20 protein-coding genes and 1 riboswitch are annotated in these 20,188 nt (G+C 61.3%); of the genes, 9 read left to right on the top strand and 11 right to left on the bottom strand.

Translation table 11 applies throughout. The features are described 5' to 3' along the window. The coding region (locus ACFWXH_RS26550) for a formate--tetrahydrofolate ligase (RefSeq protein WP_379124434.1) at window positions 1-558 on the top strand (558 nt) is incomplete at its 5' end. An 87-nt stretch (window positions 559-645) separates the two neighbouring features. On the opposite strand, the gene ACFWXH_RS26555 is transcribed toward ACFWXH_RS26550, so the two are convergent. Beyond that, window positions 646-1,815, bottom strand: coding sequence for an acyl-CoA dehydrogenase family protein (locus ACFWXH_RS26555; protein WP_379124435.1), 1,170 nt, complete (start codon window positions 1,813-1,815; stop codon window positions 646-648). Between the two features lie 191 nt (window positions 1,816-2,006). On the opposite strand from ACFWXH_RS26555, the gene ACFWXH_RS26560 reads away from it, so the two are divergent. Then, window positions 2,007-2,699, top strand: coding sequence for a winged helix-turn-helix transcriptional regulator (locus ACFWXH_RS26560; RefSeq protein ID WP_379124436.1), 693 nt, complete (start codon window positions 2,007-2,009; stop codon window positions 2,697-2,699). Window positions 2,700-2,748: 49 nt separating this feature from the next. Here ACFWXH_RS26560 and ACFWXH_RS26565 read toward each other — a convergent pair whose 3' ends face one another. Both ACFWXH_RS26565 and ACFWXH_RS26570 read right to left on the bottom strand, forming a co-directional pair. Beyond that, window positions 2,749-3,222, bottom strand: a complete 474-nt coding sequence (locus tag ACFWXH_RS26565; protein WP_379124438.1) for a 6,7-dimethyl-8-ribityllumazine synthase — start codon at window positions 3,220-3,222, stop codon at window positions 2,749-2,751. Window positions 3,223-3,298: 76 nt separating this feature from the next. Then, a riboswitch (FMN riboswitch) is annotated at window positions 3,299-3,445 on the bottom strand. Between the two features lie 55 nt (window positions 3,446-3,500). Continuing rightward, window positions 3,501-4,052 carry a sugar O-acetyltransferase gene (locus ACFWXH_RS26570; RefSeq protein WP_379124440.1) on the bottom strand — a complete coding sequence of 184 codons (552 nt, stop codon included), beginning with the start codon at window positions 4,050-4,052 and terminating at the stop codon, window positions 3,501-3,503. Window positions 4,053-4,189: 137 nt separating this feature from the next. On the opposite strand from ACFWXH_RS26570, the gene ACFWXH_RS26575 reads away from it, so the two are divergent. From ACFWXH_RS26575 to ACFWXH_RS26585, 3 genes are all read left to right on the top strand, one after another. Continuing rightward, complete coding sequence (locus ACFWXH_RS26575) at window positions 4,190-4,651, top strand: DUF4126 domain-containing protein (RefSeq protein ID WP_379124442.1); 462 nt, start codon at window positions 4,190-4,192, stop codon at window positions 4,649-4,651. Continuing rightward, a complete protein-coding gene (locus ACFWXH_RS26580; RefSeq protein ID WP_379124443.1) occupies window positions 4,648-6,030 on the top strand; it encodes an FAD-containing oxidoreductase in 1,383 nt (460 codons plus the stop codon). Before ACFWXH_RS26575 ends, ACFWXH_RS26580 begins: the two co-directional genes overlap by 4 nt. A gap of 222 nt (window positions 6,031-6,252) precedes the next feature. Next, window positions 6,253-7,305: a succinylglutamate desuccinylase/aspartoacylase family protein gene (locus ACFWXH_RS26585; protein ID WP_379124444.1), complete on the top strand. Its 1,053-nt coding sequence runs from the start codon at window positions 6,253-6,255 to the stop codon at window positions 7,303-7,305. 15 nt (window positions 7,306-7,320) lie between these two features. On the opposite strand, the gene ACFWXH_RS26590 is transcribed toward ACFWXH_RS26585, so the two are convergent. Both ACFWXH_RS26590 and ACFWXH_RS26595 read right to left on the bottom strand, forming a co-directional pair. Then, window positions 7,321-8,034 (bottom strand): DUF1868 domain-containing protein, encoded by a 714-nt coding sequence (locus ACFWXH_RS26590; protein WP_379124445.1) that lies wholly within the window; start codon window positions 8,032-8,034, stop codon window positions 7,321-7,323. Between the two features lie 81 nt (window positions 8,035-8,115). After that, the gene (locus ACFWXH_RS26595; RefSeq protein WP_379124447.1) at window positions 8,116-9,021 is read right to left on the bottom strand and encodes a DMT family transporter; all 906 of its coding nucleotides are present in this window, start codon (window positions 9,019-9,021) and stop codon (window positions 8,116-8,118) included. A gap of 102 nt (window positions 9,022-9,123) precedes the next feature. Here ACFWXH_RS26595 and ACFWXH_RS26600 point away from each other — a divergent pair, with 102 nt between their 5' ends. Both ACFWXH_RS26600 and ACFWXH_RS26605 read left to right on the top strand, forming a co-directional pair. Next, window positions 9,124-9,990, top strand: coding sequence for a LysR substrate-binding domain-containing protein (locus ACFWXH_RS26600; RefSeq protein ID WP_379124448.1), 867 nt, complete (start codon window positions 9,124-9,126; stop codon window positions 9,988-9,990). 197 nt (window positions 9,991-10,187) lie between these two features. After that, on the top strand, window positions 10,188-10,907 hold the full coding sequence (locus ACFWXH_RS26605) for a L,D-transpeptidase (RefSeq protein ID WP_379124758.1): 720 nt from the start codon (window positions 10,188-10,190) through the stop codon (window positions 10,905-10,907). Window positions 10,908-10,987: 80 nt separating this feature from the next. Here ACFWXH_RS26605 and ACFWXH_RS26610 read toward each other — a convergent pair whose 3' ends face one another. The 4 genes from ACFWXH_RS26610 to ACFWXH_RS26625 all read right to left on the bottom strand — a co-directional run bounded on the left by ACFWXH_RS26610 (window position 10,988) and on the right by ACFWXH_RS26625 (window position 15,387). Then, window positions 10,988-11,767, bottom strand: a complete 780-nt coding sequence (locus ACFWXH_RS26610; RefSeq protein ID WP_379124449.1) for an SDR family oxidoreductase — start codon at window positions 11,765-11,767, stop codon at window positions 10,988-10,990. Window positions 11,768-11,858: 91 nt separating this feature from the next. After that, window positions 11,859-12,809: an L-arabinose ABC transporter permease AraH gene (araH, locus tag ACFWXH_RS26615; protein WP_054311701.1), complete on the bottom strand. Its 951-nt coding sequence runs from the start codon at window positions 12,807-12,809 to the stop codon at window positions 11,859-11,861. 11 nt (window positions 12,810-12,820) lie between these two features. After that, window positions 12,821-14,332, bottom strand: coding sequence for an L-arabinose ABC transporter ATP-binding protein AraG (gene araG / locus ACFWXH_RS26620; RefSeq protein WP_379124450.1), 1,512 nt, complete (start codon window positions 14,330-14,332; stop codon window positions 12,821-12,823). Window positions 14,333-14,394: 62 nt separating this feature from the next. Further along, window positions 14,395-15,387: an arabinose ABC transporter substrate-binding protein gene (locus ACFWXH_RS26625; RefSeq protein ID WP_379124451.1), complete on the bottom strand. Its 993-nt coding sequence runs from the start codon at window positions 15,385-15,387 to the stop codon at window positions 14,395-14,397. 186 nt (window positions 15,388-15,573) lie between these two features. Between ACFWXH_RS26625 and ACFWXH_RS26630 the strand changes: the two genes are divergently transcribed. Beyond that, the gene (locus ACFWXH_RS26630; RefSeq protein ID WP_379124452.1) at window positions 15,574-16,323 is read left to right on the top strand and encodes a FadR/GntR family transcriptional regulator; all 750 of its coding nucleotides are present in this window, start codon (window positions 15,574-15,576) and stop codon (window positions 16,321-16,323) included. 13 nt (window positions 16,324-16,336) lie between these two features. Then, the gene (gene dgoD / locus ACFWXH_RS26635) at window positions 16,337-17,485 is read left to right on the top strand and encodes a galactonate dehydratase (protein ID WP_379124453.1); all 1,149 of its coding nucleotides are present in this window, start codon (window positions 16,337-16,339) and stop codon (window positions 17,483-17,485) included. A 22-nt stretch (window positions 17,486-17,507) separates the two neighbouring features. On the opposite strand, the gene ACFWXH_RS26640 is transcribed toward dgoD, so the two are convergent. Both ACFWXH_RS26640 and ACFWXH_RS26645 read right to left on the bottom strand, forming a co-directional pair. Beyond that, entirely contained in the window at window positions 17,508-19,118 is a 1,611-nt protein-coding gene (locus ACFWXH_RS26640; RefSeq protein ID WP_379124454.1) for a GMC family oxidoreductase, read from the bottom strand. A gap of 8 nt (window positions 19,119-19,126) precedes the next feature. Then, window positions 19,127-20,188, bottom strand: a complete 1,062-nt coding sequence (locus ACFWXH_RS26645; RefSeq protein ID WP_379124455.1) for an ABC transporter ATP-binding protein — start codon at window positions 20,186-20,188, stop codon at window positions 19,127-19,129.

The raw sequence follows: 20,188 nt of genomic DNA on the forward strand, positions 1-20,188 counted from the left end.
GTGCCGGCGGTGGTTGCCATCAACCACTTCGTCTCCGACACCGACGCCGAGATCAAGGCGATGAAGGACTTCGTGGCAGCGCAAGGTGCCGAAGCCATCCTGTGCAAGCACTGGGCACAAGGCTCGGCCGGCATCGAGGAGCTTGCCCACAAGGTGGTGGAGATCGCCGAATCCGGTGCCTCGCAGTTCTCGCCGCTCTATCCCGACGAGATGCCACTGTTCGAGAAGATCAACACCATCGTCAAGCGCATCTATCGCGGTGACGAGGCGATTGCCGACAAGTCCATCCGCGACCAGTTGCACCAGTGGGAACAGGCCGGCTACGGCCACCTGCCGGTGTGCATGGCCAAGACGCAGTATTCCTTCTCGACCGATCCGAACCTGCGTGGCGCGCCCACCGGCCACACGGTTCCGGTGCGCGAGGTACGCCTTGCCGCCGGTGCCGGCTTCGTCGTCATCATCTGCGGCGAGGTCATGACCATGCCCGGCCTGCCCTCCAAGCCATCGTCGGAGAAGATCTTCCTCAACGACCAGGGCCAGATCGAAGGGTTGTTCTAAAGGGAACGGCAGTAGGCAGTCGGGAAAGAGTTCGAACCTACTGCCTACTGCCTACTGCCTACTGCCTACTGCCTACTGCCTACTGCCTTAGAAAATATTGCCTGTCGGCACGCCAAGCGCCATAGCTCCGGCATAACGTGCCTGTGGTCCGGCCTGAAGCGGGTGGAACCGTGCGGCCTGCATGTCGCGGAAGCGGCGCTCGAGTCCCCGGTCGCGATAGAAAGATACTCCGCCAGCGAGTTCCATGGCCAACGCAGTGACTTCGAGGCCATGGCTTGCCACCAGCGAGCGCCCGATCATCACGTCATTGACGCTTTCCGCTGAAGGTGCATTCCGCTCCGCAGCTTCGACCATGGCGCGATGCGCCATCTGAGCGGCACGCAAAGCCGTATCCATCCGGCCTGCAAGGTTCAGCGCATTCTCGTTTGTGGGCTTCTTGCGGGCGATGTCGATAGCAATGTCCCGCGCGCTTTCTGCGATACCGAGATAGACCGCGTAGATCAGCGGAAAAGCAACGGTTGCAATGATCTGGAACACCGGATGCCAATGCCCGGCAGTACGCGAAAAGCCCACGGCGGCATCGGGAATGAAAAGCCCGTCGATGACCACATCGTTGGAACCGGTGCCACGCATGCCAAGCGTGCGCCAATTGTCCATGATCCGCACTTCCGGCGCTCGCATCGGCACCCCGAAATGGATAACCTTGTCGCCCCCTTCCTCATCACAGAGTATCGCGCCGGTCATAAGCAGGTCCCCAGCGGCTGCGCCGGAAGTGAAGACCTTGCGAGCGGTGATGCGGTAGCCGCCTTCAACTTTCTCGGCTTTGCCGGAACCACCGATCCAGTCGGACCCGCCGCTGGAAAGAAGGATGATCTTTTCTGTCGCGACGCGCCTGAGCAGCGGCTCGACGGCTGCAACATTCTGGTAGCGCCAGCGCCATGCGGGGATCGCCACCTGGTGCGTGTGCATGGCGAAGGCAAGCGCGGTTGAGCCACAAGACCGCGCCATGATGCGCAGCATCTCGCATAGATCCGCAATTCCCGCCCCACCGCCGCCGAGTTCGAGCGGCACAGCGGCTTCGACAAGGCCAGCCTCCTTCAGAATCGCATAGTTGTCGGCGACGAAACGATCGTCCTCGTCGAATCGAGCGGCTCGCTCGACAAGAATGGACGCCAGCTCACGGGCTGCGCCCACCACATCGGTCGGCGCCGTATTACCACCCGCGTCACTCAAGCGAACTTCTGCAATGTTTGTCATCGTATCTCCTCCTGTTGAACACAGGATCGCGCCATTGCTCGGACTGATCCAGTTCAGGAACTGAATCGCTACGGGAGGCTTACGCCTTGAGGTGTAGGGGCGGCCACCAGGGGGCGTAGGTGCGGGCCACTGGTGTTTGTGCTATTATTTGCAGGCCACCTAATAGCGGTGCGACCCAATAGCGGTGCGAAATGAGCGATCGCGGCGGCTACGGTCAATTCTGTCCGGTTTCGATGGCGTCGGAGATTCTCTGTACGCGCTGGACAACCTTGATCGTCCGCGAAATGCTCATGGGATCGAGCCGATTCAACGACTTGCGGCGTGGCGTGCCAAGAATGTCTCCGGCACTTCTGTCGAAGCGGTTGAAGGAGCTCGAACGTGCTGGCGTATTGCAAACCGAACGCAGGGCCCTGGGCACCGTCGAATACCGCCTGACAGAAGCAGGCGAGCATCTGCGTCCAATCATTCTAGGTCTCGGGGAATGGGGGCATCGCTGGGTGGAAAGCCAGCTAACCCTCAGAAATCTCGACCCTTCGCTCCTGATGTGGGACATGCGTCGGAACCTGAAGCCGGAACCCCTGCCGCCACAGCGCTGCACGATTCACTTTCTGTACCCGGAAGTTTCGAAAGCACGGCAGAATTGGTGGCTGGTGGTCGACAGCGGCAAGGTGGATCTGTGCAACTCCGACCCGGGGTTCGAGATAGACCTGCTGGTCACCGGCTCGCTGCGCAGCATGACGGCAGTCTGGATGGGGCTGGCACGGCTTAGCCAGGAGATCGATTCCGGCCGGCTGGAAGTCGACGGCGATGACCGCATCGCCCGTGCGATGCAGGCTTGGCTCGGCTTGAGCAGCTTCGCACCGATCGAGCGAAAGGTGCCTTGAGAGGCTGCTCCTCCCCGTCGGGCGGGGAGAAGCTTCTTTACAGGGGCGATCAAGCCGCAATCAGTTCGCGGGCCTTGAGGATTTCCACACAGGCGTTAGCCGCCTCTCTGCCTTTGACCTTGAAATGCTCGAAGAAGAAGCGGTGATGCTCGGCGCCATCATGGAAATTGTGCGGCGTCAGCACCGCCGAGAGCACCGGTACACCGGTCGCAAGCTGCACATTCATCATGCCGTCCAGCACCGCCTGCGCCACGAATTCGTGGCGATAGATGCCGCCATTCACGACGAAAGCGACGCCGAGGATCGCCGCATGACGACCAGTCTCGGCAAGCGTCTTGGCGTGCAGCGGGATCTCGTAAGCGCCCGGCACATCGAAGACGTCGACAACCAAGCCATCTCCGCTTAGCGCCTCGACCTCCTTGACGAAGCTTTCAACGCATTGGTCGACGATGTCGGCATGCCAACGTGCTCGGATGACGGCGACACGACGGGTTTCGAACTGTTTCTGGGATTGCTGATTCATGGGTCCTTCTTTCCGTTTCGAACCAGAATCAGGACGCACGACACGGAAAAGCGGAAGCTTGCGCCACCGTTCGTCCGCTCGTTCTCTTCCATCCGGACTGTAACCGTCGGCTCCGGAATCGCACCGGATCTGCTGACCTTTCCGGCAAGCCGGAAAGCGCTCGCGGGCTTGAGCCGAAGCTCTTACCGCCGGTGGGGACTTTCACCCCGCCCTGAGAACATTAACGGCGCTAGTAACGCGGCGGAGGGCTCGCCTGTCAACCCGCAGGAACAATGGTTTCAGCCAACTGGCCGAGCGGGATTGCCGACGACGGTGACACCGAAAGGCACGTCGCGGGTCACCACGGAGCCGGCACCGACAATGGCATTGTCGCCAATCGTCACGCCGCCAAGGATGATGGCACCGCCACCGATCCAGACATTTTCACCGATTGTGACCGGGTGCCCGATTTCCAGACCGGAGCGACGCTCGGCAGCACCCTTGTGATGTTCCGGGCAATAGATCTGCACATTCGGACCGAGCATGGCAGATCTGCCGATGCGCACAGGCGCGGTGTCGAGAATGGTGCAGGAGGCGTTCAGAAAGACGCCGTCGTCGAGAAAGATGTTGAAGCCATAGGCACAGTGGAACGGCGCTTCGATGCGCGCCCCCTCGCCTGCCTGGCCCAAAAGCGCGTGTAGCGCAGGTGCAATGTCACCACGCCGGCGAGGCGGCAGTGAATTGTGCTCGAAGATCGCCTCGCTTGCCGTCAAACGCAGGGCATCGAGTTCCGGATCGACACAATTGTACCATTCACCGGCGGCCATCTTCTGCCGTTCGCTTTTCGTCATGTCGTGTCTCCGGAACGCTTGCCGTCGATCGGGATTCGTACCGATATCAACTCGTCGCCCAAAGAGCGGTCATGGTCAAATGCCCGTCATATGATAGGTTGCTGATAATGGCTGCTGTCGGTCACTTGGGGGGTGGGATGCTCTACGTGCTTGCACTGTTGATCGGTGTTGTTGCGGGGCTAAGGACCATGATGGCGCCCGCCGCCGTGGCTTGGGCCGCCTACCTGGGCTGGTTGCCGGTAGCCGGCACATGGGCGAGCTTCATGGGGCATTGGATAACCGTCGGCATCGTTTCAGTCCTCGCTTTGGCTGAACTGGTCGCCGACCAGCTTCCGTCCACGCCAAGCCGAAAGGTGCCTCAGCAATTCGGCGCGAGACTGGTCAGCGGCGCCCTGGCCGGCGCCGTCATCGGCACAACTGGCGGCGCAATGGTCGGCGGACTGATCGCCGGCATTGTCGGCGCGGTCATCGGCACCTATGGCGGGGCCGAGCTCCGGGCCAGGATAGCGGCTGCTTTCGGGCGGGACCTTCCCGCCGCTCTGGTCGAGGATGTAATTGCAATCGTTGGAGCGCTTCTGATCGTGATGGCAGTCTCATGACGGACCGAACTAAGAAATTCGATGCAATCGTCATCGGCTGCGGCCAGGCTGGCCCCTCGCTTGCAGGCCGCCTGAGCGCCGCCGGCATGACGGTCGCGCTGATCGAGCGCAAGCTGGTTGGCGGCACCTGCGTCAATACCGGCTGCATGCCGACAAAGGCCATGGTCGCCAGCGCTTATGCCGCGCACCTTGCTCGCCATGCCGCCGACTACGGTGTGACGCTTTCCGGACCGGTCGGGGTCGACATGAAGGCGATCAAAGCACGCAAGGACAAGGTTTCCAACGACGCACGCAAAGGCCTGGAGGATTGGATAGCCTCCATGCCCGGCTGCACGCTGTTTCGCGGCCATGCCCGTTTCGAGGATCAGCACACCGTGCGTGTCGGTGAGGAATTGCTCACCGCCGACAAGATTTTCCTCAACGTCGGCGGCCGCGCCTCTGTGCCGGACCTGCCCGGCATTCACGACATCTCCTTTCTCACCAATTCTTCGATGATGGACCTCGATGTCCTCCCGGAACATCTGATCGTCGTCGGCGGCAGCTACATCTCGCTGGAGTTCGCGCAGATGTTCCGCCGTTTCGGCTCAAAGGTGACCGTCATCGAAAGGGCTTCTCGCCTGATCGGGCGCGAGGACGAAGACGTCTCCGCCACCATCCTGTCGATGTTCGAGAAGGAAGGGATCGCAGTCCATCTCGGTGCCGAAGACATCTCCTTTGCCAGGCAGGACGACCAGACCGCCGTCACCTTCGCGCACGACAAGCCCCCTGTGGTCGGCTCGCATGTCCTGCTGGCGCTTGGCCGTGTTCCAAACACCGACGACCTCGGTCTCGACAAGGCTGGCGTGGCGGTCGACAAGCGCGGCTTTGTCGAGGTGGACGATCAGTTGCACACGAGCGTGCCGCATATCTGGGCGATGGGCGACTGCAACGGCAAGGGCGCCTTCACGCATACCTCGTACAACGACTACGAGATCGTCGCCGCCAACCTGCTCGACGGCGATCCACGCAAAGTCAGCGACCGCATCGAAGCCTATGCGCTTTATACCGATCCGCCACTCGGCCGTGCCGGAATGACGGAAGCTGCCGTGCGGAAATCCGGCCGCCGTGCCCTGGTTGGCCAGCGCCCGATGACAAGGGTCGGACGCGCCGTGGAAAAGGGCGAGACGCAAGGGTTCATGAAAATCCTGGTCGACGCAGACAGCGGGGAGATTCTCGGCTGTTCGGTGCTCGGTCCCGGCGGCGACGAGGCGGTGCATTGTGTGCTCGACCTGATGTACGCCAAGGCGCCGGTGAAGACGCTGCAGCGCGCAGTGCACATCCATCCCAATGTCGCCGAACTGCTGCCAACGATTGCGCAGGAACTAAAGCCGCTGGTCTGATCTCTGGCGACGCGTTCCGGGTGCTCGCAGCAGCCGCTGCGCTCATCTTCCAGAGTGCTGGACCACTCGACACGCGCCTGCTGGCGCGGCAAGAACGGTGATCATTGGAGCATTTCCGTTTTTTCACGAAACGCGAAAACGCTCTAGCTTTTTGTTTTTACGCAATTCCGGATGCAAAACCGCTACGCACTTTTGCTGGAATTGCTCCGGACGGAGAAGACCATGGAAAAGACGATCGAGCGGCTGGCCGGCGACAGCGAGGGTGTCTCCTATGAATTTCCGGTCTATCGTTTCAAGGGAAGCGACGCCAAGGCGCCGACCGCCTATCTGCAGGCGGCGCTGCATGCCGGCGAACTGCCCGGCATGGTTGCCATCGACGCGTTGATGCCGCTGCTGGCCAAAGCCGAAGCCGAAGGGCGCATCAAAGGCTCGATCACCGTCGTGCCGTGGGCCAATCCGGTCGGTCGCGCACAATATGTCTTTGGCGAACTTGAAGGCCGGTTCCATCTGCCGAACCGCGTCAACTTCAACCGCGACTTTCCTCTGATCGATAAGCCGGATGTCTCGCTGCTGCCGGATGAAGACAGTCTGCCGACGATCGACCAGCGTCTGAAGGCGCGGTTGCTCAAGCTGTCGGTCGGCCACGACATCGTGCTCGATCTGCATTGTGACGACGAGAGCACTGCCTATCTCTACGTGCCTGCGGTGCTGTGGCCTGCCATGCAGGATTGTGCCGCCGCAATGGGAGTGGAAGCGGTGCTGCTGTGGGAAGGTGAAAGCGGCGCGGCTTTCGAGGAAGCTTCGCTGCAACCACATCTGTCCGGCGGCAGGGAGAGGCTCGACAACCTTGTCGTCACCACCGTCGAATATCGCGGCACCGCAGATGTCGATGGGAAAACCGCTGAAGCCGATGCTGCAGGTCTCTACCGGTTGCTGGTCGCGCGCGGCGTCATTGCCGATACCGCAGTGGCAAAGCCCGGCAACTTCGAAGGTGTCGTCGCTCCACTCGAGAACATCGACATGATGCCCGCCCCCAAGGCCGGTGCTGTGCTTTATGACGTCAAGCCTGGCGACTGGGTCAAGAAAGGCGCGAGGCTTGCCACCATCGTCCACATGCCAGGCGAGCCCGGCGGCCGTGAGGAGATCTTCGCACCACAGGACGGCTATATCCTGACCCGCCGCTCACATCGCATCACGCGCAAGGGGGACGACCTCGTCAAGCTGGTGGGCAGCAAGCGCAGCGACGATGCACGTTTTGGTACGCTTGAGGACTGAATCGAGATTGCGGGCTCAGGCCAGGTAGTGCTGCGGCTTGAACTCGGTCATGTCGTTGAAAGTGCAGAATGCCGGCACCTCGAGTTCAAGCACCTCGACTTCCGTCACAAGGCGCTGCGTCAGCTCAGCCAAAGCCGGCAGGTAAGCGCCTTCAGCATCTGCCGGCAGCCACGCTTTCAGATAGGCAAGCGTGACGTGGAAGGTATAGCTGTCGTGATCGGGATGGCTGTAGCCGAAAGGCACGGTAAGCCGATCACGCAGCGCACGGATGCTCTGTTCATCCGCGAGCGTGGCGCCCGTTACCACCACGCCCAGCGGCGTGACCTCAACAGGCCGCATGCGGAATTCCGACGCCTTGGGGAATGTCTTCAGGCGCTCCAGAAAGAAGGTCGTGGTTTCATCGATCGGCGCCTGGGATGCGAGCTCCTGCGGCCAGTAAGCGGGCTTGCGCCGCCCTTCGATCGTACCTTGGAAGACTGTCATATGCAGGCTGGAAACCGGCGTGTAGGCGAAACGATCGCCGTAAGGCAGCGCCTTCAGCGTCTCCCGCACCCGCACCAATGCCTGCTGCGTTGCCGATCCGTCCACAACATGACTGACGATGGTGTTGCCCGGTTGCGGCAGGAATATGCCATCCGCGTCGAACCGACGATTGAGATAGTGCGGAGGCTCACTCCTGCCGATCTCGGTGAAGGTCTTGGCGAAGGCGTCGTTTCGTTCGTAGGCCACGGCTGCTCCAGGAAAGGATGTTGCAGCAGCTCTGTAGGTTTCCGGCTTGAAGGCTGTGTGACAATTGCCGCTGGCGGCACGCTATTCGGCAGGAGAGATCGATGCCGCTCGTCCAGGGAAACGCCATCCCAAACGCACACCCAGCGTCGCGGCCGCAATCATGATCATGCCGATCGCCTGGGGTAACGCAATCGGATGGTGGTAGATCGCCCAGTCGATCAGGATGGCAACCACGGGATAGATGAAGGTCAGCACACCGATGACCGGAGTGGAAAGCCGCGGATAGGCTGAGAACATCATCACATAGGCAATGCCCGTGTGCAGCACGCCGATACCGATCAACCAGCCCCAGGATGCGGCTGCGATGTTCTCCGAGAAGTTCGCCAGCGGCGCCAGCATGAGCACTCCCACCACGGTCTGGCACAACACCGTCACTTCCGGACGCTGTTCACCGAGCCCTTTGGCGAGAACCGTCACGATCGCGTAAAGCAGCGCGCCGCCGAGCGCCATGAGAATGCCGATGGTCCAGCTCGCGGTGATCACCGTGTTCGAAGCGACAAGACCGCTCGCCAGCACGACACCGGCAAAAGCCAGAACCATCCAGACGATCTGGTCGGCGCTGACCCGTTCCTTGAGGAACACGACACCGATCAGGACCACGAAGAATGGCTGGATATGATAGATGATCGTCATCACCGCGATCGATGTCCGGGCAAAGCCCGCGAAGAAGACCACCCAGCTCGACACCATGCACACACCGCAGAGTGCCGCGCGCAGCAGCCGCGCCCTGGAAAGGCGAGGATCAGGCAGATAGCCGCGCAGCAGGCACCAGGCGCCGAGAAACAGGGTGGCGAAAAAGCAGCGCCAGAACACGGTGGTTATGGGATCGACCCCGGCTTCCGTGACGAAGGCACCGACCGTGCCGGCGATCATCATCGCAACCGCCAGGCTCAGGGCAGGAAATCGGCTGGTCGGCGTGTCGTTCATTCGGGTCAGTCCGTGTCGGTGTGGACGATCACCAAGCCACCGCCCTTTATTTCATGCAAACGAATAGATTTGGTGAAAGCTATTCGATATGCTGATAAGACTATGGCCCTGCCCCTTGACCTCGATCTGTTGAAGACTTTCGTCGCGATCGCTGATAGCGGGAGCTTTTCCAACGCCGCTCCACGTGTTGGGCGCAGCCAGTCCGCTGTCAGCATGCAGATGCAGCGGCTCGAGCAGACGATCGGAAAGCAGCTCCTTATCCGCACTCCGCGCGCGGTAACGCCGAACGCCGCAGGCGAAGAGTTCCTGGTCTATGCCCGGCGGCTGCTGAAACTCTCGGATGAAGCCTTGGCCAGCGTCACCCGCCCTGAGGAAGCCGGCAGCGTCCGGCTTGGAGTCCCGGACGACTATGCCGCCTATCTGCTGCCGCCGGTGCTGTCGCGTTTCTCCGCCGCACATCCGCTGGTGACGGTGGAGCTTGTCTGCGAGCAGTCGACCGCATTGGTGAAGACGCTGGAGGAAGGCCGTCTGGATCTCGCGATCATCACCCGTCTGCCGGACCAGGCATTGGAAGTGCTGCGGCTGGAGCGCTGCGTATGGGTTGCTTCCCCAAATCACGTCGCCTGGGAAAAAGACCCTTTACCGGTCGCCCTGTTCGAACCCGGCTGTGCGGCCAGGATCAACATGCTGCAGATTTTGGCCAACGCCGACCGTGCCTTCCATTGCACCTATTCCAGCGCCAGCCTGCTCGGCCTCATAGCCGTCGTGCAGGCCGGACTGGCCGTCGCCGGGCTGGCCCAATTGAGCGTGCCGCCATCGTTGCGCGTCATCGGTGAAAACGAGGGCCTGCCGCCGCTTCCCGATCTGGAGATCGGCATCATGCGCAATCCGATGTCCGCGACACCGGCGGTCGAGCGGCTGAACGAATTTCTTCGTCGCGACCTGACGGAGACACCCCAGCCAGGTTGAACCCTCGCCCGCGCGTAGCGGCCGCCTCGTCTGGTCCGCGATCAGGGTGTCGCTACGGAAGATGTTGCCGGCACACCACATGGCAGAACAATCTGCTTTGCGGCGCCCGCAGGCCACATCGTGGTCATGTTGAGGTGAAGAAGAAAACGCGGCTTTCAGCCCCATATTCCATACCCAAAAAAGGCAACAAACCAGAAATGACTATCATCTCGATGCTTCGGCGGTGCTTGCCGGGCATTGCGGTTCTGCCGCTCATGATCGCCGCCGGTTGCTCACAGACAATCCAGGCCAACACAAAAACCACGGCTGTCTTTCCACCGACACCAGCCGTTGCGGCAGCCGCGGCGCCCGCAACGGTCGAGCCGGTGGCCTATCAAAGCAAGGACGCGGAGCGGTATGCGGCCGTCGACGACGGCGGCTATAGCCTGCCGGCCATCGACGTCAGCAAAGTCGATCCGAAATTCCTGCGCCAGCTTGTCGATGATCCGACGGGGGAACCCGCCGGGTCCATCGTTGTCGATACGCGGCAGAACTTCCTCTACCTGGTGCAGCCGAACGGCAAGGCCATGCGCTATGGCGTGGGCCTCGGGAAGCAGGGGCACGCCTGGAAAGGTCGCGCGATCGTACAGTGGAAGCGCAAATGGCCAACCTGGACGCCGCCGGCAGCCATGATCAGCCGCGATAAAAAACTGGAAAAATGGCGGCAAGGCATGCAGCCCGGTGTGTCAAACCCGCTGGGTGCGAGGGCGCTGTACATTTTCAAGGACGGCAAGGACACGCTCTACCGCATTCACGGGTCGCCACAATGGCGTTCCATCGGCAAGTCAGCCTCCGCCGGTTGCGTACGCATGTTCAATCAGGACGTGATCGACCTTTATGGTCGTGTTTCCGGAAAGGCCCCGCTGCTGGTCATGTGAGCCTTGACCGCTCGCCCATCAAGCTTCCCGGCTGTGGTCGGAGTCGTTTCTCGAACGGATCGACTCGCGGACCGGAGCCGTCAAGCCGGATGTTGCAGCATGCTGAGCCCGCCATCCACGACCAGGCACGCAGCGTTCATGAACGGACATTCGTCGGAAATCATGAAAACGGCTGCTTTGGCGATTTCGCTCGACGTCGCGATGCGTCCTCCGGGATGCATGGCGAGCGTCTTTGCCTGGGCCGCTTCCGGATCCGGAAACGAATTCCAGTACTCCACCGCCTTTTGTGTCTCGACGTAACCTGGCGCCAACGCATTTACGCGCACGGACTGGGCCGCGTATTCGAGTGCCAGCGCCTTGGTCATACCGAGCAGCGCGTGCTTGGCGAGGGGATAAGGGAAAGTGTGCGGGATGATGGTGAACGCGTGGGTGGAGGCTATGTTGAGAATGGCACCTCCGCCGTTGGCGATCATGCCAGGCAAGATTGCCCGACAGCAGTTCCATGCCCCTTTGAGGTTGATGTCGAAACAGCGTTCCCACTCGTCGTCACTGGTTTCGAGCGGCGCATGAAAGACGTTGACGCCTGCGTTGTTGATGAGCGCGTTGACGGGACCGATGGTCCTGGCAGCTTCAGCCACGGCAGCTTCGATCGCGCGGGCATCGGTGATATCGACGACTGCAGAGCCGAGCGCACCTTGCGGTGCCTCAAGGGTTCCGACGGTATGGGCCAGCAGATCGCCGTCGCGGTCGATGAGGAAGACCCCCGCACCCTCCTCGAGGCATGCCCTGGTGATCGCCTCGCCTATGCCCTGCGCTGCCCCTGTGATGAAAATGCGTTTGCCTGCGAGCCGCTCACCCATTCTGTTCACCCACCTTTGATCGTGAAAGCGGACTGGCCTTGCGCAATTCGGGTTCACTTGCTTTCCGGACAACCCTCTCCATCTTCATGGTCTACCGGCGGCCGAGCGTGGTCGACCGCAGATTGTCGAGCAGTACGGCGATGAGCAGGATCACGCCACGGACGATGTACTGATAGAAGGCCGGAATGTTGAGCAGGTTCATGACGTTTTCAGCGATGCCCATGATGAGCACGCCGACGATCACACCCGACATCGTAGCGCGGCCACCGGCCAGTGAGACGCCACCCAGAACGCATGCCGAGATCACCGAAAGTTCCAATCCGACCGCCGCATTGGGCTGACCCGACGTGATGCGGGAAGCCAGTAATATGCCGGCCACCGCGCAGGTGAGTCCCTGGAGGGTGAAGATCCAGATACGCGTCATGTCGACATTGACGCCGGCAAGCCGTGACGCTTCGGGATTGCCGCCCACGGCCAGCGTATTCTTTCCGAAAACGGTACGATTGAGCACGAACCCAAACGCGACGAACAACAAGATCAATACCCAGATCGGTGTCGGCACGCCCAGAAGTTTCGACAGGGCCAGCTGATAGAAATTGGGATCGTTGATGCCGACCGCACGCCCGTCGGATGCGATAAGTGCCAGGCCGCGCACGATCTGCATGGTCGCCAGCGTGGTGATCAGCGCGTTGATGCGGAACTTGGCGATGACCACGCCGTTGATGGCGCCGACGAATGCGCCACAGGCCAGGGCGGCCAGAAGTCCCAGCAGGATGGACCCCGTCGCATTCGAGGCCATGACCGCGACCATGCCGGCGAATGCCACGTTGGAGCCGACCGACAAGTCGAAATCCCGTGCCGCAAGACAGAACATCATGGTGCAGGCAACGATACCGACCGTAACCACCGATTGCAGCAGCCCCAGCATGTTGCGCTCGGTCAGGAAGTTCGGAACGAGCAGTGAAACCAGCACGAATGCAAGCACGAAGATGACCACAAGGCCCTGTTCGCCGAGGAGGATCTTCTTGAGCGACGTTTGCATGAACAAGCTCCTCAGGATGCGATTGCCGCCGGCACGCTCTTGTCCGGCAAGGCGGCGGCCAGGATTTCGCGTTCGTTGAAACGGTCGCGCGTCAATTCAGCTCTTATGCGTCCTTCGCACATGACGTGGATGCGGTCGCATATACCCATGACCTCGGGCAATTCGCTGGAGATGACGACGATCGCCATGCCATCTTCGGCAAGCTGGTACAGGATTTCATAGATCTCGGACTTTGCCCCGACGTCGATGCCGCGGGTTGGTTCGTCGACGATCAGCGTGCCGATGCCCTGCTCGGAAAGCCAGCGTGCCAGAATGACCTTCTGCTGGTTGCCGCCGGACAGATTGACGACATCCTGCCTGCGCGAGGGCGTGCGGATCTTGAGCTTGCGGATGAAGGTTTCCGCCGTGTCCGCTTCGCGCTTCCTGTCGAGCAGCCCCAGCCGCGCATTGTGACGCCGTGAGGAGATGTTGATGTTTTCCTCGACCGAACGGCCCTGGATGATGCCGTCATACTTGCGGTCCTCCGAACACAGCACGACGCCCGAGCGTATGGCGTGATGTGGATCGGAGGCCAGAACGGGCTTGTCGTCGACATGGACCGCACCGGCCCAGCGCGGATCGGCGCCGAATACCAGCCGCATCAACTCCGATCGACCCGCGCCGATCAAGCCGAAGAAACCCAGAACCTCACCGGCACGCGCTTCGAAATTTGCAGGCTGCTGCAATTTTTCGCCAGCGACGCCTTCCACTTTCAGGCGTACTTTGCCGACCGGTCGGCCTCTCCAGCCCCAGACATTGGAAATCTCGCGCCCGACCATTTCGGCGACGACCTGATCGCGTGTCACACCCGCCAGATGCGGGTGGTGGGCCGCCAGCTTGCCGTCGCGCAGCACCGTCAGACTGTCGCAAAGGCGAAAAACCTCATCCATGCGGTGGGAGATGTAGAGGATGACCTTGCCCTCGGCCCGCAGGCGATCGATCAGCGAAAAGAGGATCTCGCTCTCGCGGGACGAAAGCGAGGATGTCGGCTCGTCCAGGGCGATCACCCGCGCGTCCAGCATCACGGCTTTGGCGATTTCCACCATCTGGCGTTCGCCGATGGAAAGTGTCTTGATCTTGCACCGGGGATCGATATCGATGCCCGCCGCCTTCAGTTTGTCGCCGACATCGGCAAACATCTGCCCGGACTGGATGATACCGCCACTGTTGGGGAAACGCCCCAGATACAGGTTCTCGGCGATCGTCAGCTCCGGGATAAGCTGCAGCTCCTGGTGGATCACGATGACGCCTGAGTGAAAGGCGTCGCGCGTGGAATGATAGTGCTGGGCGTGACCTTCGATCCTGACTTCGCCGGAATCCGCTGCCTGATCGCCGGACAGAATGCGGATCAGCGTCGACTTGCCGGCGCCGTTTTCTCCCATCAGGCCGTGCACTGCGCCCTTCTCGACGCCGAACGACACGCCCGAGAGCGCTTTGACGCCCGGATAGGATTTGGAGATTTCGGAAAATTCGAGAAACGACATCGGCTCCGCCCCAAGGCGGCGGCGGGCGAGAGCCCACCGCCATCAGGTTGATCTGCCCGAACCTATTCGAGACCGAGGTCCTTGCGAACTTTCTGGTAGTCGTCACGCTTGGCAAGAGAGCCGGAGGTCAGGATCAGCTTTTCCGGTTCCTTGTCGTCGGCGACCCAACTGTACATGTTGAGCGAGGTCTCGTAGCCATGCCGCTTGGGTGAGATGATGACGCTGCCGACGAAACCGGTCGGCTGCGGCTTCTTGAATTCGTTGATTGCCGAATCCGCACCACCGATGCCGACGCCGATCATGTTGGCCGCCGGAATGCCAACGCTCTCCGAAGCGCGCACCGCGCCAAGAGCGGCCTCGTCGTTAAGGCCGAAGGCAACCCATTTCTTGATGTCCGGATGAGCGTTGAGCACGACGGTCGCGGCGTTCAGCGCGGCTTCCGTGTCGGTCTTGGCCTGTGGTGCGTCGAAGATGCTGGAAGTCTTGAAGCCGTTGTTCTTCAAAACCGAGATCGCTCCTTCGATCCGGTCCACCGCAGTCGGCAACTGGTCGTAGGAAACACGGATCGCACCAACCTCATCGGCATTCCAGCCGCGCGCCTTCATCTCGTCGACGATCGCCTGCCCTACAGCCTCGCCGATCTTGGTCGCCGAAATGCCCATGTGTGGCACGTCTTCCAGCGGCTTGCCGTCGGCGCCGACCAGCCGGTCGTCGACCGTCATCAGCTTGAGATTGTTCGCTGCCGCCTTGGCAACGATGCCAGGTCCCAGCTTGACGTCGGGCGTGCAGACTACAAAGCCCTGGACGCCCTGCGCGCCCAGATTGTCGATCGCCGACATGAGCTTCTCGCCGTCTTCGGCCCCAATCTTCACAAGGGTGAAGCCTTTTTCCTTCGCAGCCTGGTCAGCGAACTTCCATTCGTCCTGGAACCAGGGCTCCTCCGGTTGCTTGACAACAAAACCGATCTTTACGTCCTCCGCATAGGCGGACGTACCCATGACAATGGCGGTCACGGCAAATGCGCTGGCGACGAGCGCCTTCCTCAGAAATCGCATGGTTTCCTCCCGAACGCGACATGGGCTGCAAGCCCCGGACAGAGCAATATTTTAAATTATCATACCAGTCAATTGTCTTGGTATGATAATTAAGATAACAGAATACGACTTGGGAAGATTGCGGTAGCCGTTGTCGCCATTAGTCTCGGCCGGGGAATCACGGGATCGCCCGCGAGGGAGGAACACATGGCTGATACGCCGCAGCGATTGCAGGAGAAGGAACGAAAGGTGCAGCGCCCTCGTGTCATGACGGACATCACGCGGGCGATCGCATCCGACATCGTTTCGGGCCGCTACAGGCCGGGCACCTTCCTGCCGACCGAAAACGACCTGGGCGCCGAGCATGGCGTCAGCAGAACGGCGATACGCGAAGCTTTGAAAGTGTTGGCCGCAAAAGGACTGGTCTCAAGCCGTCCCCGCGTGGGGACGATCGTCTGCGACGAGGACAACTGGAACATCATCGACTCCCAGGTGCTTGGCTGGCACGCGCCGCATGCTTTGGACGACAAGCTCTTCGATGCCATCCTCGAGACCCGGCGCGCGATCGAACCGCTGGTGGCGGAACTTGCCGCGGCGCGCGCGACGTTGCGTGAAGTGGCCGATCTGGAAATGGCGTGGAAGGGAATGGCTGACGCAGGCGAGGACATCGTCAAGTTCTCGCGATCGGACATCGCCTTTCACCAGATCCTCTATCGGGCGAGCCACAATCCCATCTTCAGGCAGATCGGCGGTATGATCGACACGGCACTCAAATTCTCACTGGAAGCGACGGCGATGATCTCGCTCGATCGCCGCGCCGAGGCCGTGGAAGCCCACCGCGAGGTTGTCGAGGCGCTGCGGCTGCGCGATGGCGATGCGGCGAGGAAGGCAGCCGACCACATTCTCGATCTCGCAGCCCGCGACCTGGTGAGCGCCAAGCAAGTCAAGAACAGCTGACCGGACCGACAAGATGAAGATCACCGCCCTCACCACCTATATCGTGCCGCCCCGCTGGCTGTTCCTGAAGATCGAAACCGACGAAGGTATCTGCGGTTGGGGCGAGCCGGTCGTGGAAGGACGCGCTCTTACCGTCGAAGCGGCGGTGAGAGAGCTGGCGGACTATCTGGTCGGCAAGGATCCGCGACTGATCGAGGACCACTGGTCCGTGATGCATCGCGGCGGCTTCTATCGTGGCGGCCCCATCTTGATGAGCGCCATCGCCGGCATCGATCAGGCGCTCTGGGACATCAAAGGCAGGGCGCTCGGCGTGCCGGTGCATGAGCTTCTTGGCGGACGCTGCCGCGACATCATCAAGGTCTATTCCTGGATCGGCGGTGACCGTCCCTCGGAAGTCGCGGATGGTGCCAGGCAGGTGGTTTCCCGCGGATTCACCGCGCTCAAGATGAACGGCACGGAGGAATTGCAGATCGTCGACAGCCATGACCGCATCGATGCCGCGGTCGAGCGCGTAGCTGCGGTGCGCGAAGCCGTCGGGCCGCATATCGGCATTGCTGTCGACTTCCACGGCCGCGTGCATCGGCCGATGGCGAAGGCGCTCGTCAGGGAACTGGAACCCTATCGGCTGATGTTCATCGAAGAACCGGTGTTGAGCGAGAACCGCGAGGCCCTGAAGGAAATCGCCGCCATGTCGTCCGCCCCGATCGCGCTGGGCGAGCGTCTCTACAGCCGCTGGGATTTCAAGCACGTGTTCGAGGAAGGCGCCGTCGACATCATCCAGCCGGACCTCTCACATGCGGGCGGCATCACCGAATGCCGCAAGATCGCCGCCATGGCCGAGGCTTACGATATTGCGGTGGCTCCGCATTGTCCGCTTGGACCGATCGCGCTGGCCGCCTGCCTGCAACTCGACGCGGTGAGCTACAACTGCTTCATCCAGGAACAGAGCCTCGGCATCCACTACAATACGGGCAACGACCTGCTCGACTACGCGAAGAACAAGGACGTCTTCCGCTACGAGAAGGGTTTCGTCGCCATTCCCGACGGCCCTGGGCTGGGTGTCGAAATCGATGAAGACTATGTCAAGGAACGCGCCCGGGAAGGTCATCGCTGGCGCAATCCTATCTGGCGCCATGCCGATGGATCCTTCGCCGAGTGGTGACAGGCACGGCACGTCTGGACAGTTAGCGCAACGCTTCGTGGATCAGGCCCGCGGCCTTGTGGGCGATCGCCATGGCCGGCGCATTGGTGTTGCCGCTGACGATCGTCGGCATCACCGAGCAGTCGATCACATGCAAGCCCTCCAGCCCATGGACTGTCATGGATTTCGGGTCGACTACCGCCAACGGATCATTGGCCAATCCCATCCGGCAGGTCCCGACCGGATGATAGTTTGTCTTGACCATTCGTTTGGCGTGGGCCAGCAAAAGCTGATCTTCCACAGCTGCGTCACCTGGTACAATCTCGCATTCGAGCAGGCCGGCCAGCGGCTGCTGGCGCGCGAAGGAGCGCGCCGTCTTCAGCCCCTTGACGATCGTTTCCATGTCATGCGGATCGCGCAGGAAACCGCCGTCGATGAGCGGCATGTCGTCTGGTTCGTTTGAACGCAGCATGACCATGCCGCGCGAACGCGGGCGCAGCAGGCAACAGGTCATGGTCAGGCCATCGCAAGCTTCGACGTCGGAGATATCGCGATCCACATAGACGGTCGGAACGCAATAGATCTTGAGCGTTGCATCCGCCTCGGAATCGTCGGGATTGACGAAAGCGCAGGCTTCGACACCGATCGATGTGACAGGGCCGGATCCGAACAGCAGATATTGCAGCCCGTTGCGGATCATGCGCCAGCCACGATCCTCGCCAAAATAGCCGTAGCGGCCATTGCTCCTGAAGATGACTGGCACCTCGCAATGATCCTGCAGGTTGCGTCCGACACCTGGCAGATCGCAGATCGGAGCGATCTCAAGCGATCGCAGATGATCGGCATCGCCGATCCCCGATAGCATCAACAACTTGGGAGTGATGTAGGTACCGGCGGCAAGGATGACGCTGCCGGCATGGACACGTTCGACCTGGCCTTTGTGGCGGAACTCGACGCCCCTGGCTCTGCCCGCTTCGACCAGAACCCGGTCGACCTTGGTCCGGGTACGCAGTTCCAGCCCGGGGTTCCGCTGAACCCGCGACAGGAAAGCATCCGCGGCGCTGCAACGTCGTCGGTCTCGTCCGATCGTCGATTGCATGTAACCGACGCCGCGCTGCCGGCCGCCGTTGAAATCGGGAATGAAGGCCTCACCTGCATTCTGTACGGCAGCCACGAAAGCGTCGGTCATCGCGCAGCGGTGGAACGGCGCCGACACGCTGAGCTGACCGGCGTTGCCATGAGAAGGCGCACCGAGATGGTCGTTGTTTTCAAGGATTTTGAAGTGATCGAGCATATCCGCCCACGACCAGTCGTGCCCGGTGCCCAGCGTGCCGGCCCAGTTGTCATAGTCGGCCGCCTGCCCACGCATGTAGACCATGGCATTCACCGAAGACCCTCCGCCAAGAACCCTGGCCTGCGGCACGATCGTGCTTCTTCCATCCAGTTGCGGCTGCGGCACCATGTGATGCATGTCGAGATAGGTGTCGCGTCCCAGATATTTCATGTAGCCGGCAGGCATGTGCATGAGTGGGCTCATGCCCCGCGCTCCCGCCTCCAGAAGCAGGACGCTGGCACCGAATTCCTCCACAAGGCGCCACGCTGCCACGCAGCCGGAACTACCACCGCCGACGATGATGTAGTCGTAATGCTTCATGGTTTGGCTCAGGCTGGACGCAGCCGCTTTTCGTTTGCCGTGTCGAAGAAAAAGATGCGGCTGCGGTCGAGTTTGAGGAAGACCGTCTCGCCGATACCCACCTTCCGGTTGGCGTCAGCCACCGCGCAGAAGAGATCGTCGCCGGCCTTGATCGAAACCAGGGTACTTTGACCGACGAACTCGGTGGCAAAGACCGTGGCGACGATGTCGGCGCCTTCCCGGCTTACGAGAAGCGCGACATCATCCGGGCGAATGCCCATCGTGACATTTCCACCAACCGATGCCGGCAGCCCGGCTATTTCAAACCCGACCCCTCGGAATGTCCCGTCCGACATCGTCCCGCGCAGCAGGTTCATCGGCGGCGAACCGATGAACGCGGCGACGAACAATTCCGAAGGGTCGTTGTAGATCTTTTCAGGCGTATCGAGCTGGACGATGCGGCCGCCATGCATGACGGCGACGCGTGTCGCGAGCGTCATCGCCTCGATCTGATCGTGCGTGACGTAGATCGTGGTCGTCCTCATCTCGTGATGAAGGTGCTTGAGTTCCGCGCGCATCGAAACACGCAGCTTGGCGTCGAGGTTGGATAGCGGCTCGTCAAGCATGAACAGGCGCGGGGTGCGCACGATGGCCCTGGCCAATGCGACACGCTGACGTTGCCCTCCCGATAGGGCACGTGGCTTGCGCTCGAGCAGCTCTTCGAGATGGACCCGGCTGGCGGCGGATCTGACCCGCTCGCGACGCTCATCGACCCGGACTTTGCGCAGCCGCAACGGATAGCCGATATTGTCGGCCACGCTCATATGCGGGTAGAGCCCATAGTTCTGGAACACCATGGCAATGTCGCGCTCACGGGCCAGTTTGCCCACGACCGACTGGCCTCCTATGCGAATATCGCCTGACGTCGCATCCTCAAGGCCCGCGATCATGCGCATGGTTGTGGTCTTTCCACAGCCGGAGGGACCAAGCAACACCAGGAACTCCTCGTCTTTCACGTGAAGATCGAGATTGCGGATGACCTCCACCGCGCCCCAGCTTTTTCCCACATTGGACAGTTCGACGTCGACCAA

Origin of the sequence: Mesorhizobium sp. NPDC059054 (assembly GCF_042739215.1) — a bacterium.
Classification (GTDB): domain Bacteria; phylum Pseudomonadota; class Alphaproteobacteria; order Rhizobiales; family Rhizobiaceae; genus Mesorhizobium.